Source organism: Lederbergia sp. NSJ-179 (assembly GCF_022867885.1).
In the GTDB taxonomy this organism is placed as follows: domain Bacteria; phylum Bacillota; class Bacilli; order Bacillales; family Bacillaceae_C; genus Lederbergia.
In genome coordinates this window covers 20,662-35,907 of record NZ_JALIFP010000011.1, presented here as the reverse complement: position 1 = coordinate 35,907, position 15,246 = coordinate 20,662, and the positions used below count along the sequence as shown (strand labels likewise).

The following is a 15,246-nucleotide window of genomic DNA, read 5'->3' as shown; positions in this document are numbered from 1 at the left end:
CTTGTTTATGATATAGTACATTCTACAATAACTTTCAAAAAGGATGTGTCGTTCGTTGACAACAAAAGGAAATCGAATTGCAGTGATTGGTGCGGGGTTTGTTGGTTCCAGCTATGCCTTTTCATTGCTCAATCAAGGAATTGTAGAGGAGCTTATCATCATTGACGTAAATGAAGATAAAGCAAAAGGTGATGTCATGGACCTTAATCATGGAAAGGTATTTGCCCCTGATTTCACTTCCATTCGTTTCGGTCACTATGATGATTGTACAGATGTAGATTTGGTGGTGATTTGCGCGGGGGCAAATCAAAAACCTGGCGAAACACGACTAGATTTAATTGAAAAAAATATAAAAATCTTTCAATCGATTGTGGACCAAGTGATGGCAAGTGGTTTTTCTGGAATCTTTCTTGTTGCAACGAACCCCGTTGATATTCTGACATATGCCACTTGGCAGTTTAGCGGCTTGCCTAAATCCCAAGTGATCGGTTCGGGAACAATCTTAGATACAGCACGCTTTCGTTACATGTTAGGTGATTATTTCGCCGTCTCTCCTAATAATATCCATGCTTATATTATTGGGGAGCATGGTGATAGTGAGCTGCCTGTACTCAGCTCTGCCGATGTCGGCGGCGTTTCTATCAACAAGTACATAAATGGAAGCAATTCCTATAAACAAGAGGATCTGGATGATATTTTTATCCATGTCCGCGAATCTGCGTATGAAATCATTAAAAGTAAGGGAGCAACCTATTATGGCATTGCCATGGGGCTAGTTCGGATCACAAAAGCCATATTTCGGAATGAGAATTCCATTCTAACGGTGTCAGCCCTTTTGGAAGGGGAATATAATCAACAAAATATATCTATTGGCGTTCCGGCTGTCGTGAATCGAAATGGTATTCGCGAAGTCATTCAATTGGAGCTGAGTGAAAAGGAAAAACAACAATTTTCGAAAAGTGCTCACGTTTTAAAAGCCTACTTGGCTCCGTATTTTGGATGATTACATGGGGGAAGATAGATGGCTTATTGAGCAGGATCGAACATGCTAAATAGGTAGATATAAGAGAAAATGGGGGCCGGAAAAGCCCCCGTTTTGATGCTGTTTTTTCTAGGTGTTTTATACCTATGCGAGGTAAAGATAAAAGAATGACTTAGTCATCCCCCCAGTTCTCCTGAATTTTCCTCCTTCATCACGTCCATTTTTTTACTGTATGTTAATGTCTTCTTCTGTTATCAGTACAACAATCCTATAGCCTCTAATATTTTTATATTCCTGATTTATAAATCGCCTACATTTCTGCAGTTTGAAGTTGCATAAAGTTGCACTAAACTATTCTACTTTAACTGTTTATAATGAAACTATGAAAGGGGTTGCTCACATGAGAGAACGTACTAAACGGGTGCTTACCAAACTTTTATCAGCAAAGGCCTTTTTAACTATTGAGGATCTGAGTAAAGAGTTCAATATTAGTGAGCGTACTTTTCGTAATGAATTGGTTTTAATTAATAATTATCTAGTTAAAAATAATTTTACAACCATCATGTCGATAAGGGGGAAAGGATTGAAGTTGGATCTGTCTGATACGGACCGTGAAAGACTACTTTTGAAAATTGGTGATGATAGGGAAACAGATTATTATCAGCCAAATGAACGAATTCTTGCTTTGCTTTTGGATATTGCTGATTCCTCAAAAACGACAGTGCTCTATAAATTGGAAGAAAAACTTCAAGTTTCGAAAAGTACTTTGGATGAGGATATGCGGAAACTCCGTCAATTATTAAAAAAATATGGAATTTCTGTAGTGAGTTTAACGAAACAAGGTACCGTATTGCAAGGTGATGAGCGGTCAATAAGGTCCATGTTGTATGACGTGATTATTAGTATGACAAATATTGATAATTTAATGGGGTATCGGGATACGGATGCAATGAAGACCTTTGCAGATCAATTTGCTCTAGAATATTTGAATACAAATTTATTAAAGATTATTGGAGAATATTATGATGATGTTTTGGAAAAGTCCAATGTCGAGATTAATCATTTATATCGAAAACAAATCATTCTATTTTTAAGCATATGGGTGAGACGGCTACAAGAAGGAAATACCCTAAGTGAATCACCCCAAGTTAAGGCTGAAATAAAAAGTACCCCTGTCAAAAGTTTTATTGATTCCATTTGTTCGGTGTTTGATTTGTCTCCATCATTAAATGAAATCAAATATATTACGTTTACAATCGAATCATTTAATCCAAAGGATATGAACAATTCATTTGATTGGGTCGCTGCACAATTATTAGCTATCCAATTAATTGAACACGTAGAGAAAGTAACCGGAATCTCCTTTTCCCAGAAAGAGGTAGATTTATATGAAGGTTTGTATAAGCATATCACTGGATTACTAAGCAGGGCAAGAAATGATTTAAAAGTATATAATCCGTTAAAAGATACGATTAAGGAGTCCTATATTGAGATTTATCAAGCTGTCCTTAGCTTTAGTAATCAAATAGAAAAGTACATTAAGGGATCATTATCGGAGGATGAGATTGGATTTTTAACGATTTATTTTTCGACTTCTGCAAGCCAGATGAAGCAAGAAGAACAATACGTATACCAGGCGGTTGTGCTTTGTAACCATGGAATTTCAACCGGAAAGCTGTTGGCTGCTAATTTAAAAGAACAATTCAACATTGAGATTGTAGCAGTATTAAGTTCAGATGAATTAGCTTTTATTGATAAGTTGGATGTTGACTTTGTTTTTACGACTATTTCAATCGATTATCCAAAAAAACCTGTACTATTCCTTAATCCGATTTTGAGAGAAAGTGATAAAAAGGAAATAAAATACTTTTTACACAAAAATAAGAATAAGAGAAGAGCTGTATCTAGTAAGTTAGATGCAACGAAGCTCATGCAGGATGTTTTGAATTTAATTAAAGAAAGCGGCAGTAAGGTAACCAAAGAAATTTATCAAAAGGTAGAAAATACTTTTAAAGCCAATGGTTTGAAGATTAACATGAGGGAGATGCAGCCGATGTTGCAAGATATTTTAAAGGATTCCTGCATTCTATTAAACCAAGAATGTAAGGATTGGAAAGAGGCGATAACAAAAACTGCCCAGCCTTTGAAAGCAGAAGGAGCCATTGAAGAACGATATATATACGCAATGATTAAGTCGGTTGAAGAATTTGGCCCATATATAGTGGTAGGAAAGCATTTAGCGTTATCACATGCACGACCGGAAGACGGTGTAAATAAATTAGGTGTGAGTGTCATGACTTTAAAGGAACCAGTGAATTTTGGCAATCCTGATAATGATCCTGTAAAAATTGTTTTTTGTTTAGCAGCAGTGGATTCTTACTCCCATCTAAATGTGATGAAAAGTCTGATTGAGTTAATTAATGATGAAAAGAAATTGGAACAATTAAGTACAGCACAAAATGTAAACGTATTTAATCAGGTATTATATGGAAGTGAAGTGATAGAGTGAAACTGTGAATCCAATGCTTTAAGTGGAGACTGGATACGGGGAAAACAAGGGTTAAGTTTTGAAATTGGATCAGAGATAGAAAAGTTCCCTGACAGGCGTATTAGATATTCCGTTTTATCCTATACCCAGCGGGCAGGTGATGCTGTAGGGGCAGAGGTCATGGACGGCATCAAACTGGGTTTGGGTGGCAGCGGATGAAATAGAAAATGGGACTACGGACAGAATGGTAGGACTTCTAGATGGAAAGCCTGTATTGGTCCCATTAAAAGATGTATTGAGTAAAACAAAAGATTTAATAGCAAGGAATAAATATATTGGGCGAAAATTGAAAATAATAGATTAATTCTTTTGATAATTAGCTAAGAGAAAACGGAAAGAATAAGTAATTTTAAAACTTATATTACGAGGAGAAAGTGACATGAAAAAGATAAATATCTTATTTGTATGTGGAGCAGGTTTAGGAAGCAGTTTTGCTTGTCAAATGGCGGCTGAGGATGTACTAAACAAGTTGGGTGTCGATGCTAAGCTGGATCATAGTGATATCTCATCTGCCGTTTCAACAAATCCGGATATTATTATTACAGCGCAGAATTTCCAATCCCAATTTGAAAAATTCTCAGTTGATCCTGAAAAAACAACAATTGTTTATTTAAGGAATATTGTCTCCAAGCCGGAGATTGAAGAAAAAATCATTCCAGTATTAAAGGAAAAGGGAGTTTTAACTTAACAACAAAATTAGGGATCGAAAAAGATGGAGGTAAAGAAAAATGGCTGTAGTAGACTTTATTATACAGAATGTTTTGACCCAGGCATCAGTTACTATCGCTTTGATTGCTATGCTGGGGTTGATCTTGCAAAAGAAGTCAATGGGTCAGGTTATTTCAGGTTCGCTGAAGACCATGTTGGGATTTATGGTATTGTCGGCAGGCTCTAGTATTATTGTTGGCAGTTTAACTTACTTTGGTAAGATTTTTACAGAAGGTTTCCATATGCAAGGAATTATTCCTTCAATTGAAGCTATTAACGGTCAAGCAATGAATGAATTAGGATTAGGCCGTGATGTCGCATTAACTTTCCTAGCTATCTTTATTTTTAATATTATTATTGCGAGGTTTACTAAATGGAAATACATTTTTTTAACCGGTCAGGCAATTCTTTGGATGGCTACCATGACAACAGTGTTTGGCTACTTTGCAGGTTTACGTGGTATTGCACTGATTCTAGTGGGTGGTTTCATAGGGGGAGTTTTTGCAGTGGCTATGCCTGCAATTGCACAACCTTTTGTTCGCAAGATAACTGGTATGGATGAAATTGCTTTAGGTCATTTTTGTACGGTTGGCTATGTGGTTGAAGCTGGAGTAGCGAAATTATTCGGAGAAAAAGGAGAAAACAAAAAATCGATTGAAGACTTAAAGTTACCAGAAAAATTTGAATTCATGCAAGATACGTATTTATCTGTGATGGTCGTTATGGTTCCTCTTTATATCATTACGGCAGCGTTTGCAGGTGAAGAATTCGCTTCTACGTTATCAGGAGATACCGACTATCTGATGTTTGCATTCTTACAATCGATCCAATTTGTGGTTGGAGTGTATGTATTATTAGCCGGTGTTCGCTTATTACTAGCGGAAATCGTCCCAGCGTTTAGAGGTATTGCCACACGATTGGTCCCAAATTCAAAGCCAGCATTGGATTGTCCGGTTTTATTTCCATACAGTCCTAATGCGGTTATAGTAGGGTTTATCACAACTACTATAGGTTCGGTTATTGCAATGTTTGTATTACCTGTTTTTGGATTAGCAATGATTTTGCCAGGTATGTTGACCGCCTTCTTTGCAGGAGGTACTGCGGGTATCTTTGGTAACTTAACAGGTGGACTTCGTGGCGCAATAATTGGTGGTATTGTGCATGGTTTCTTCATTACTTTATTACCAGCATTGTTGGTTACGATTTTCAATTCTATGGGATTTGTCAATGCAACAGCAACAGATGTGGATACAGTAGTAGCAGCTTTAATATACGCATGGATTATTGGTCCACTTTTAAAGGCATTCTAGAATTTCTGGGGAAAAGTACTGCCACAGACATGGTAAATAGTGGCTTCATTAATTTAAAGAATTTTTTCAAAGATACAGAGGGATGAAATTCTTGTTTATAACTATATTTACAGCATTACCGGGAGGTTAAGTTAATGTTTGGATTTGGTAAAAAGAAAAATAAAGAACCGAAAAAAGTGGAGAACGAAGAAGTAGAGTTAACACCAGAACGAAAAGAAGAATTATTACTTACCATTTCTTCTAAAAAGGAACAAATAAACAATGTGTCTACAGAGGAGGAAAAAGCACAAATTTTTGAAGAGATTGGCTTAGCGTTTAATGAACTTGGTGAAGAGGATAATGCTATTGATTCATTGGAGAAAAGTATTCAAACCAAAAAGTCATTAGGAAACGGTTATAAGACTCTATTAAAACTCTATAATAAGAAGCGCGCAAAAGCAGCAAAAGAAAATGACGGCAAAGCTATACAACTATATTTGATGAAGATGGATCAAATGATGCAAGTTTCTAAAGACGTGACTCGTGGTGTGAAATAAAAAAATAATAGATTAGTGATAAGGGAGATAACTACTCATGTATACTACATTAAAAGAAGTAACACGTAAAGCTGAGGAATTGAACTATACAGTTGGTGCCTTTAATGCGCATAATTTAGAGATGCTACCTGATATGATACGTGCAGCTAAAGAACAAGGTTCATCCATTATTATACAAACAAGTGTCGATACCGCGAAATATATTGGTCATGAAAATTTAGTTGCTGTCTGTAAATCTATGGCAACAAAAGAAATGGTAGATGTGGCATTGCATTTGGACCATGCAAAGAATTTTGATGATATTAAAGAGGCAATAGATAAAGGGTACACATCTGTTATGTTTGACGGTTCTTCTTTGCCATTCAAAGAGAATATTATAAAAACAAGCATAGTAGTGAAATACGCTCATAAATTTGGTGTTTCGGTAGAGGGCGAACTAGGAACTATTGGTGGTACCGAGGAAGGAATTCATGTGGATGAGGATAAAAAGGTTTATACAGATCCAAAAGATGCAATAGTGTTTGTAGAAGCAACGGGGGTAGATGCTTTGGCCGTTGCAATCGGTACTAACCATGGCCAGTATAAATCTAAAACAGAAGTAAATGTGCCATTATTAAAAGAAATTGACGCTGTAGTAGATGTGCCTTTAGTTATTCATGGAGGTACCGGTGTCAAGGAAACGGATATTCCAGAATTAATTAATAATGGTATCCGTAAATTTAATGTGGGTACTGAGTTGTTAGTAGCATGGACAAAAACGGCAAAAGAAACATTCGGTGAAACAAAAGAAACAAAATCTTTGCGTCACAATATTATTCCATGTAATCAGGCAGTAAAAGAAATTGTCAAACATAAAATTAATATCTTTATGAATAAAAATGAATAAAGAAGAACGCATCGTTGAGGGAAAATAATGAAAATAGTCCATTAGTATTATAAAGACGAGGGGGAGTACGAGAAGTTTTCCGGTACTCCCTCTTCATTAGTTATGAGGTGGTAAGTATGAATAAGCTTTTAATCTTATTAGCGGGTTTACCAGGAACAGGAAAAACTTACTTGTCTAAATTTATAATGAAAAAATGGGGTACATTCTATATACTTTCTCAGGATGATTTGAAAGAATACTATTGTGATTTGTATGGATATCATAATTTAGAAGAGAAGCTGGGTATTGAAAAGATAGCATGGACGAAATATTATGAAATAATGGAGCAACAAATGCAAAGAGGTCGCAATATTATGTCTGATTATCCTTTTAGCCAGAAACAAAAGCCCCATATCCAACAGTTGGTAGAAAGATATGGTTATGAGGTTATTACTATTCGCTTAACTGCAGACCTAAATGTTTTGTTTGAACGACAAAGGAAGCGGGATTTGGATCCGGAAAGGCATTTGAGCCATATTGTAACTTCATACAAAAAGGGAGATTATTTAGCAAATAGAGGGAATGCGAATAATTTATTATCCTACGAAGATTTTCTTGAACGATGTACGAGCAGAGGATATGATACATTTCAATTGGGAAATTTATATGAAGTGGATGTGACAGATTATACAAAAGTGGATTATTATAAATTGCTGGAGGAAATAAGAAGCTGGTATGAAAATAATAGGAGAAATCATGATGATATTTCCTGATTATACCCTACACTACACTCGATGGGGATGCTAGTGTGGGTAACAGCTATAACCGAAGGAGGAATTCATCTCAATAGATGAAGATGGAAGAACGCAATAGTGGTCGAAAACGTTAAATTCTCTTATAAAATAAAAAGTTCATAAAATAGATGAGAAAGAATTGGTTTAATCATTGAAGTTACGTACGAAGAGGTTGATCCGAAAGGGTGCTAAAATGCAGCCCTTTGGATCAACCTCTATTTTTGTGAAATCTTATCCTCCTCGTAAAGAACCTCAAGAAGCCTCCCTACATTTATTGATCGGTTCAAAGATGTTACTTTGCGTTTGGGACGAAAATAAGAATAAGAACCTATCAAGCTACATACGATGAAATAAAATCACTTATCAACTAAAAATTACGACCATAGCAATTTAAAACAACTACTGAGTGCTTTTTAAACAAATATAGCTCTTGCTCCATTTGATACCGTTTTCAAAAATGGTACTATTCGAAAAATTAATTGGCGATTTACGTTCACTGCTGATAGGAGTAAAGGCCTGGCATGCAAAACTATTAAAAGTGATCTAAAAAGATTAGGGAGTTTTCTTTGTATTAGGGGGTGATTTGAGTGTAAAGAATTAGATTCAACCCACAAATCTCTGACTCTTTTTTAAGCATTCCAAAATAATAAGGGGGTACTCTAGATGAAAAATAAAAAAACGCTTTCTCTAATTTTTAGTGTGACTTTTGTGATGGTTGCAATTTTTGCTTTAGCAGCATGCAGTTCCTCGGAAACAGGAGAAAAGGGAAAGAAGAAGGTTGAATTGACATGGCTTGTGCGCAGTGACCCGGTTGTCAAGGCTTGGGAGGAAAAGATGGTCAAAGATTTTGAAGCGGAAAATCCCAATATTAAAATAAAGCTTCAGGAAATACCCCAAGACCAAATTGATCAAAAGCTTCAAACCATGATTGCAGGTGGAAATGTTCCAGATGTTTGGTCATCTAACTGGGCAGATTCCGGTTTTGCGACTTATCAAGGTTTAGGCGCATTACTTGATTTGACTCCTTATATAGAAAAAGACCCAGAAGCGGTTGAGGGAATTGATGAAAAGCTTCTTGATATTTATACGATTGATGATAAAAAATATGGTGTTCCAATTTTAGCGATGGGTTCTTACATTTTTTATAATAAAGAGCTATTTGATGAAGCGGGCGTGGAATATCCTCCAACGAACTGGGATGATCAATCATGGAATTACGATAAAATGGTTGAATATGCAAAAAAATTAACCAAAAATATGGGTGATAAAGATAATCAAGTCTTCGGCTTATTAAATACGAACCATGGAAATCGAGACGCCTGGCTTTGGGGTGGAGATTTATTTAAACCGGAGGCTTATGAGACCGGTGATATAGGCGAACCGAATGTATTAGATGATCGCGCAAATAAACAAGGTATTGAAGCCCATTACGATTTGATTCATGAACACAAGGTTTCCCCAACGCAGTCTCAGCAGGATGCGATTTCACAAATTGGCAGTCCTTTTTTAACAGGACGTGTTGCGATGGTGATTGACGGAGGATGGGGTGTCAGAAGTTACCAGCCAGCTGAGTTTCAATGGGGAATTGCTCCCATTCCTTATACTGTTGACGATAGAAGAATCCCAATGTATGTGGATCCTTGGAATATCAGTGCCAAAAGTAAACATCCTGATGAGGCTTGGGAATTTATTAAGTTTTTAATTGATCCTGAAAAGGGTGCTAAGGACCTAGTTGAGATGACCAACGAAACACCTGCTAATAGTCAATTGATGGATGTTTGGTTAGATAATGTAGCCGAACAAGCAGGGATGACAAATGAGCAATTACAGGAGTTACATGAAGGGGCGATTAAATATGGGTTTGAAGCAGATAATCATTTAATTCGTAACTTCTCTACTATTTTAAATACAATTAACCAAAATATTAATGCGGTATATGATGGGACAAAGGATATTGATGAAGGTTTACAGGATCTGGACTCGCAATTACGTTCCATAAAAAATAAATAAAAAAAATACGCAGTCATGCCTAAAACTACTAAGATGGCTGCGTTGTTTTTAGATTGAATCCATCTCGGTCAATCTAGAAACACCTCGAGGAGTGATAATAGATGAAAAGGAAAAAAAGACTAGGCTTGCAGAAACAACAACGGCGTGAAGAAACCGCCTTTTGGCTGTTTATCTCACCTTGGGTACTTGGTTTTATCTGTTTTGTAGGTGGCCCAATCCTTGCCTCCCTCTTTTTCAGTTTCACAAAATATAATATAACAGATGCTGTTGATTTTATTGGACTAGGAAACTATAAGACCTTATTTTCCGATGATCTCTTTTATAAATCACTAGGGGTGACGACTTATTATGCAGCTTTGGCTGTCCCATTTACGATTTGTTTAGGCTTACTATTAGCGCTATTGCTAAATCAGAAAATCAAGGGGCAAGCTTTTTTCCGAACGATGTTTTATGCTCCTACTGTTGTTTCTGGTGTTTCCATTGCTTTTCTATGGGCGTGGTTATTAAATCCTGACTTTGGGGTAGTGAATTCAATCCTGTATACGCTCTTTGGAGTGGACGGACCTGGATGGTTTACAGATAGTAAAACCGTTATTCCTTCTTTCGTGTTGATGCAATTAACTTCACTTGGCGGTACAATGATCATTTTTTTAGCGAGTCTGCAAAGCTTACCGGATGAATTATATGAAGTCGCCTCCATTGATGGTGCCGGACCGATTCGAAGGTTTTTCAAGATTACGATTCCATTAATTTCACCCGTAATTTTATTCAATTCCATCATTGCTATTATTAATTCTTTTCAAGTGTTTACCCAAGCATATGTTGTTACAAAGGGTGGACCTAATTGGATGTCTTATTTTTACGTTTATTATTTGTTTGATACTGCTTTTGCAGATTTTAATATTGGTTATGCTTCCGCACAAGCGTGGATCTTATTTATCATCATTTTTGTATTGACGATGCTTTCATTGTTAGTTTCCAAAAGATATGTTCATTATGAATCTTAAACTAGGAGGTGGGACGAATGACACGTAGAAGCTATGCGCCTGGAGAATTATCTTTTGCAGGGAAACTTATTGTATATTTTCTTATTTTCATAGGGTTACTTTTATTTATGTTTCCTTTATTTTGGATGGTAACCACGTCTTTAAAAACACAAGGAGCTGTGTTTAAAATACCACCCCAATGGTTTCCTTATCCCATCCAATGGGATAATTATCTTCAAGTGTTTGCGGATCATCCCTTTGGAAAATATTTATGGAATACAGTTTGGTATACAGTCGTTTCCGTTGCTGCTACCGTATTTACATCATCTTTAGTTGCTTTCGGATTTGCCCGTTTGCGGGCTAGAGGCAGTATGATATTATTCGCCATTGTATTAAGTACAATGATGCTCCCTGCACAAGTGACCATGATTCCACAATATTTAATTTTTAATAAACTAGGGTGGGTTGATTCTTATTTACCATTAATTATTCCTGCATTTGGCGGTAGTGCTTTCCTTATCTTTCTTTTGAGACAATTTTACACAGGCATTCCCCGCGAATTAGATGATGCCGTAAAAATGGATGGGGGCGGCTACAGCATTCTATATTTCCGGATCATCCTCCCGCTTTCTGTACCGGCAATGGCGACAGCAGCCATTATGGAATTTATGTTTCGTTGGAATGATTTAATGGGACCGCTGATTTATTTAAACGATTCTGTTTTGTATCCGTTATCGCTGGGGTTAGCTAATTTTACAGCAAGCTATGCCCAAACGCCTTGGAACTTATTAATGGCTGGATCGGTTATTGCAGTGCTACCACCGCTATTACTGTTTTTCTTCGCCCAAAAATATTTTATCCAGGGAATCGTCATTTCAGGGGGAAAGGGGTAAAACGGCTATTAAAAAGTTCGAAGCAAGCAATAGATGTTTTCAAAGAGGGAAGTCACATTGAAGTTTGTGATTTGCCTCTTGTTTTTGGTCACACAACTTCCGTGGCCAAAATGAAGCCTTTCGAATCAACTTCTATTTTAGGAAATATGATCCTTAGATGAACAAGAAGCCACCCTTTTAGTGCCCCCTCTTTTATGCAGGCAGAACTTATTCCTTTATCCTATCTGTTTTGTTTTTTTAGCATAAGTAGTTTTGCCTATCTAACTTGATTAAATGTTTCCAAAGGGGAATGATCTTACATTACGAATAATCGGAAGTAGAATGGAATAAGAATTCTATACGAGACGAATAAAAAGGAGGCGACTTATTTATGGAGAAATTAAAGATTTTTAAATGGAGCATTTTACTTTGCGCGGTAATTCTGATTATTTCTGGATGCAGTTCAAAAGGCCAATCTGAAAATGGCAGTGCTGGTTCAAAGAAAATAAAATTAACGATGGCAGCATGGGGAAATCCAGCCGAAATAAAAGTATATCAACGTGGCCTGGATGAATATGAGAAAACTCATAAGAACGTAAGTATCAAGTTGATTCCAGTGCCAGGTGACAATTATGAACAAAAACTGTTAACACAACTATCGGGTGGACAGGCACAGGATATTTTTTATGTAGGCTCGGAAACGATGCCGAAGCTTGTAGAAACAGGTAAAATTGTCGAATTAACCGATTTTCTTGAAAGCGATGACAGTTATGTCAAACCTGACGAATTTGCAGATGGTTTATGGGGCGCAGCAAGACAAAATGGAGAAATCTATGGCGTTTCCGTTGATAATAACCCTTATCTTATGTACTACAATAAAAAAGTATTGGAAGAAGCCGGGATTGAAAAATCACCTCAGGAGCATTTTGAAGAAGGAACATGGAACTGGGATACTTTTGAAGAAATGACCGGGAAAATGAAGGACGCTGGTCAACGGGGATTTGTAGCTGAAAATAATAGTGGGCATTTATTTTCTTGGGTCTGGTCTAATGGTGGGCAATTGTTTGATGAGGATGGAAATTATATTTTAGAAGAAAATGAAAAAGCTCAAGAAACATTTGAATATCTTGCCAAGCTAGTAAAGGGTGGAAATATAACCTATTCCGGTTCTTTACCAAAAGGACAGGGTGCTGATGCGATGTTCATGTCTAATCAAGTTGGCTTTGTTGCGGCCGGCCGCTGGTTAACACCGATGTTTAGTGAGAATAAATCATTAGAATTTGATTATATTCCATGGCCAACGAACACTGGCAATAAAATGGAACCGGCTGCGATTGCGATTGCCTATATGTCTGTATCGAAGGATTCCAAACATATTGATGAGGCGATGAAATTCCTTTCCTATTATACATCGGCAGAGGGACAAAAGGCGCGACTTGCTGATAACGGAAATGCGGTACCATCTGTCAATGGTGTGGATGAGTTAATTACGGATGATGCTGTTCCAGAGCACGCAGAATATTTAATTGACGCGCGAAATATTGGAAAAGTTGAAGACAAGCAAGTAATGATTCCGGGAATGGAAAATGAGATAAAGGATTTAATGGACCTGATGTACCTTGGAAAGCAAGATGCAAATAAAACAATAGAAGCTGTTTCTAAAAAAGCGAAAGAAATGATTGAAGAGCATCGAGGGAAATGAGGGATCGCTATTAAAAAGTTAAAGGGAGAATTCGATTATGAAATTCTCTCTTTCTATTACTCTTAAACGAGGGAGATGTTCCTGTGAAAAAGAATCAGACACTTTGGGGATATTTCTTTTTAACCCCACAATTAATTGGATTGTTGGCCTTTTCGCTTATCCCGCTCGGATTTGCACTCGTTTTAAGTTTCATGAATTGGGATGGCTTTGGAGCTAAAACATTTGCGAGTTTAAACAATTTTATTGGACAATTTCAAAATCCTGTCTTTTGGAAAGCATTACGGAATACGGCGTTGTATACAATCTTGTTTGTGCCAGTCGGAATTACGATCTCTTTGCTGCTCGCGATTATGTTAAATAATATAAAAGGAAAAGAAATTTACAGGGTTTTCTATTTTATGCCTGTTGTCACAAGCTCCGTTTCTGTTGGCGTCATTTGGATGTGGATTTTAAATGGAGATTTTGGCATTTTAAACCAGGCGTTAGCTGCAATTGGAATTCAGGGTCCATTATGGTTAACTGATACGAGATGGGTCATGATTTCGATTGCGATGTTAAGCATTTGGTGGCAGGTTGGGTATAATATGGTGATTTTTCTTGCCGGACTCCAAGGGGTATCGAAAAGTTATTACGAGGCAGCACAAATTGATGGGGCTTCTAAAATTCAACAATTCCGGCATATTACATTGCCGCTAATCTCGCCAACAACGTTTTTCGTTTCGATAATGGCGATCATTGGATCTTTCCAAGTTTTTGATCAAGCATTTGTCATGACGAATGGTGGCCCTGCTAAAGCAAGCTATACACTTGTCTACCATATTTATGAAACAGCCTTTATTAATTTCAGAATGGGAGAAAGTTCTGCTGCTGCGATGATTCTCTTTGTCATTATTCTGATCTTTACACTTATTCAGTTTAAATTCAGTGATAGGTGGGTTCATTATGAAAGCTGATACTATGAAGATAGATTCGAAACAGCCTTTAAAAGTTAAAAATCGGAAGGGGAGATGGAGCGCCTCAACGGTCTTTTTACACCTCATTGTCATTTTAGGCTCCCTTATTATGATTTTTCCATTTCTATGGTCGATTAGTAGCTCTTTAAAAGATATATCGCAAATTTTTATTGTGCCGCCTGAATTTATTCCTAAACCATTTGTTTGGTCTAATTATCCGGCCTCTTTGCGAGCGATGCCATTCGGTAAGGCTTATTGGAATAGTTTTTATATTACCGCCGTTATTGTCGTTGTTCAGCTTGTTACGGCATCCATGGCTGCTTATGCTTTTGCAAAAATTAAATTCAAAGGTTCCAATTTCTTGTTTATTTTTTTCTTAGCAACAATGATGATTCCAAAACAGGTCACGATGATTCCAACATATATGATTATGGATAAAATTGGTTGGTTGGATACCCATTTATCTTTAATCGTGCCAGGAGCTCTTTTTAACGCATTTGCAGTATTCTTATTACGCCAGTTTATTATGGGCATTCCTAATGAGTTGGAAGAAGCAGCCGTTATGGATGGGGCGAATCCTATTAAAATCTATTGGAGCGTCATTCTTCCTTTAATCAAGCCGGCCCTTGCAGCGGTGGGAATATTTATCTTTATGGGGGCGTGGAATAATTTTCTTGAGCCACTTATTTATTTAAGTACCCCGGAACTCTTCACTGTGCCGCTACTATTGGACTATTTTAAGGGTTACTATGTAATGGATTGGCCATTAATGATGGCCGGATCGACTATATCGATCATTCCGGTGCTTATTATCTATATCATCGCCCAACGACATATTATTGAAGGGGTTGCCTTAACCGGAATAAAAGGTTGACTGATTGGATTGAAATTAGTCTCTCTCAAAGAGTTTTAAAAAATTTTATACGTTGTTATATGGGTAAGCACTTCTCCGAAAGTGCTAGAGAAAAGGAATGTGAGCA

Annotated in this window: 13 protein-coding genes; all 13 read left to right on the top strand. The window is 36.9% G+C overall.

Going from position 1 to position 15,246, the window contains the following annotated elements; translation table 11 throughout:
• Positions 1 to 43: 43 nt before the first annotated feature.
• The 13 genes from MUB24_RS10365 to MUB24_RS10305 all read left to right on the top strand — a co-directional run bounded on the left by MUB24_RS10365 (position 44) and on the right by MUB24_RS10305 (position 15,140).
• The gene (locus tag MUB24_RS10365) at positions 44 to 1,003 is read left to right on the top strand and encodes an L-lactate dehydrogenase (protein WP_396426732.1); all 960 of its coding nucleotides are present in this window, start codon (positions 44 to 46) and stop codon (positions 1,001 to 1,003) included.
• A gap of 379 nt (positions 1,004 to 1,382) precedes the next feature.
• Positions 1,383 to 3,491, top strand: coding sequence for a BglG family transcription antiterminator (locus MUB24_RS10360; RefSeq protein WP_244703756.1), 2,109 nt, complete (start codon positions 1,383 to 1,385; stop codon positions 3,489 to 3,491).
• A gap of 418 nt (positions 3,492 to 3,909) precedes the next feature.
• The gene (locus MUB24_RS10355; protein ID WP_244703755.1) at positions 3,910 to 4,218 is read left to right on the top strand and encodes a PTS sugar transporter subunit IIB; all 309 of its coding nucleotides are present in this window, start codon (positions 3,910 to 3,912) and stop codon (positions 4,216 to 4,218) included.
• Between the two features lie 40 nt (positions 4,219 to 4,258).
• A complete protein-coding gene (locus tag MUB24_RS10350) occupies positions 4,259 to 5,548 on the top strand; it encodes a PTS sugar transporter subunit IIC (protein ID WP_244703754.1) in 1,290 nt (429 codons plus the stop codon).
• 134 nt (positions 5,549 to 5,682) lie between these two features.
• Positions 5,683 to 6,084: a tetratricopeptide repeat protein gene (locus tag MUB24_RS10345; protein ID WP_244703753.1), complete on the top strand. Its 402-nt coding sequence runs from the start codon at positions 5,683 to 5,685 to the stop codon at positions 6,082 to 6,084.
• A 37-nt stretch (positions 6,085 to 6,121) separates the two neighbouring features.
• Positions 6,122 to 6,970 carry a class II fructose-bisphosphate aldolase gene (locus tag MUB24_RS10340; RefSeq protein WP_244703752.1) on the top strand — a complete coding sequence of 283 codons (849 nt, stop codon included), beginning with the start codon at positions 6,122 to 6,124 and terminating at the stop codon, positions 6,968 to 6,970.
• A gap of 116 nt (positions 6,971 to 7,086) precedes the next feature.
• A complete protein-coding gene (locus MUB24_RS10335) occupies positions 7,087 to 7,722 on the top strand; it encodes a P-loop nucleotide/nucleoside kinase family protein (RefSeq protein WP_244703751.1) in 636 nt (211 codons plus the stop codon).
• A gap of 684 nt (positions 7,723 to 8,406) precedes the next feature.
• Positions 8,407 to 9,753: an ABC transporter substrate-binding protein gene (locus MUB24_RS10330; protein ID WP_244703750.1), complete on the top strand. Its 1,347-nt coding sequence runs from the start codon at positions 8,407 to 8,409 to the stop codon at positions 9,751 to 9,753.
• A 101-nt stretch (positions 9,754 to 9,854) separates the two neighbouring features.
• Positions 9,855 to 10,760: a carbohydrate ABC transporter permease gene (locus MUB24_RS10325; protein WP_244703749.1), complete on the top strand. Its 906-nt coding sequence runs from the start codon at positions 9,855 to 9,857 to the stop codon at positions 10,758 to 10,760.
• Positions 10,761 to 10,777: 17 nt separating this feature from the next.
• The gene (locus tag MUB24_RS10320) at positions 10,778 to 11,632 is read left to right on the top strand and encodes a carbohydrate ABC transporter permease (RefSeq protein WP_244703747.1); all 855 of its coding nucleotides are present in this window, start codon (positions 10,778 to 10,780) and stop codon (positions 11,630 to 11,632) included.
• Between the two features lie 370 nt (positions 11,633 to 12,002).
• Positions 12,003 to 13,313 carry an ABC transporter substrate-binding protein gene (locus MUB24_RS10315; protein ID WP_244703745.1) on the top strand — a complete coding sequence of 437 codons (1,311 nt, stop codon included), beginning with the start codon at positions 12,003 to 12,005 and terminating at the stop codon, positions 13,311 to 13,313.
• Positions 13,314 to 13,396: 83 nt separating this feature from the next.
• Positions 13,397 to 14,266, top strand: a complete 870-nt coding sequence (locus MUB24_RS10310) for a carbohydrate ABC transporter permease (RefSeq protein ID WP_244703743.1) — start codon at positions 13,397 to 13,399, stop codon at positions 14,264 to 14,266.
• A gap of 4 nt (positions 14,267 to 14,270) precedes the next feature.
• Complete coding sequence (locus MUB24_RS10305) at positions 14,271 to 15,140, top strand: carbohydrate ABC transporter permease (RefSeq protein ID WP_396426737.1); 870 nt, start codon at positions 14,271 to 14,273, stop codon at positions 15,138 to 15,140.
• Positions 15,141 to 15,246 lie beyond the last annotated feature (106 nt).

Bases quoted from the DNA above. Each gene is read 5' to 3' on its own strand.
- MUB24_RS10360 (WP_244703756.1), top strand. From the start codon at position 1,383: ATGAGAGAACGTACTAAACGGGTGCTTACCAAACTTTTATCAGCAAAG.
- MUB24_RS10325 (WP_244703749.1), top strand. From the start codon at position 9,855: ATGAAAAGGAAAAAAAGACTAGGCTTGCAGAAACAACAACGGCGTGAA.
- MUB24_RS10330 (WP_244703750.1), top strand. From the start codon at position 8,407: ATGAAAAATAAAAAAACGCTTTCTCTAATTTTTAGTGTGACTTTTGTG.
- MUB24_RS10335 (WP_244703751.1), top strand. From the start codon at position 7,087: ATGAATAAGCTTTTAATCTTATTAGCGGGTTTACCAGGAACAGGAAAA.
- MUB24_RS10365 (WP_396426732.1), top strand. From the start codon at position 44: ATGTGTCGTTCGTTGACAACAAAAGGAAATCGAATTGCAGTGATTGGT.
- MUB24_RS10320 (WP_244703747.1), top strand. From the start codon at position 10,778: ATGACACGTAGAAGCTATGCGCCTGGAGAATTATCTTTTGCAGGGAAA.
- MUB24_RS10345 (WP_244703753.1), top strand. From the start codon at position 5,683: ATGTTTGGATTTGGTAAAAAGAAAAATAAAGAACCGAAAAAAGTGGAG.
- MUB24_RS10315 (WP_244703745.1), top strand. From the start codon at position 12,003: ATGGAGAAATTAAAGATTTTTAAATGGAGCATTTTACTTTGCGCGGTA.
- MUB24_RS10340 (WP_244703752.1), top strand. From the start codon at position 6,122: ATGTATACTACATTAAAAGAAGTAACACGTAAAGCTGAGGAATTGAAC.
- MUB24_RS10355 (WP_244703755.1), top strand. From the start codon at position 3,910: ATGAAAAAGATAAATATCTTATTTGTATGTGGAGCAGGTTTAGGAAGC.
- MUB24_RS10305 (WP_396426737.1), top strand. From the start codon at position 14,271: ATGAAGATAGATTCGAAACAGCCTTTAAAAGTTAAAAATCGGAAGGGG.
- MUB24_RS10350 (WP_244703754.1), top strand. From the start codon at position 4,259: ATGGCTGTAGTAGACTTTATTATACAGAATGTTTTGACCCAGGCATCA.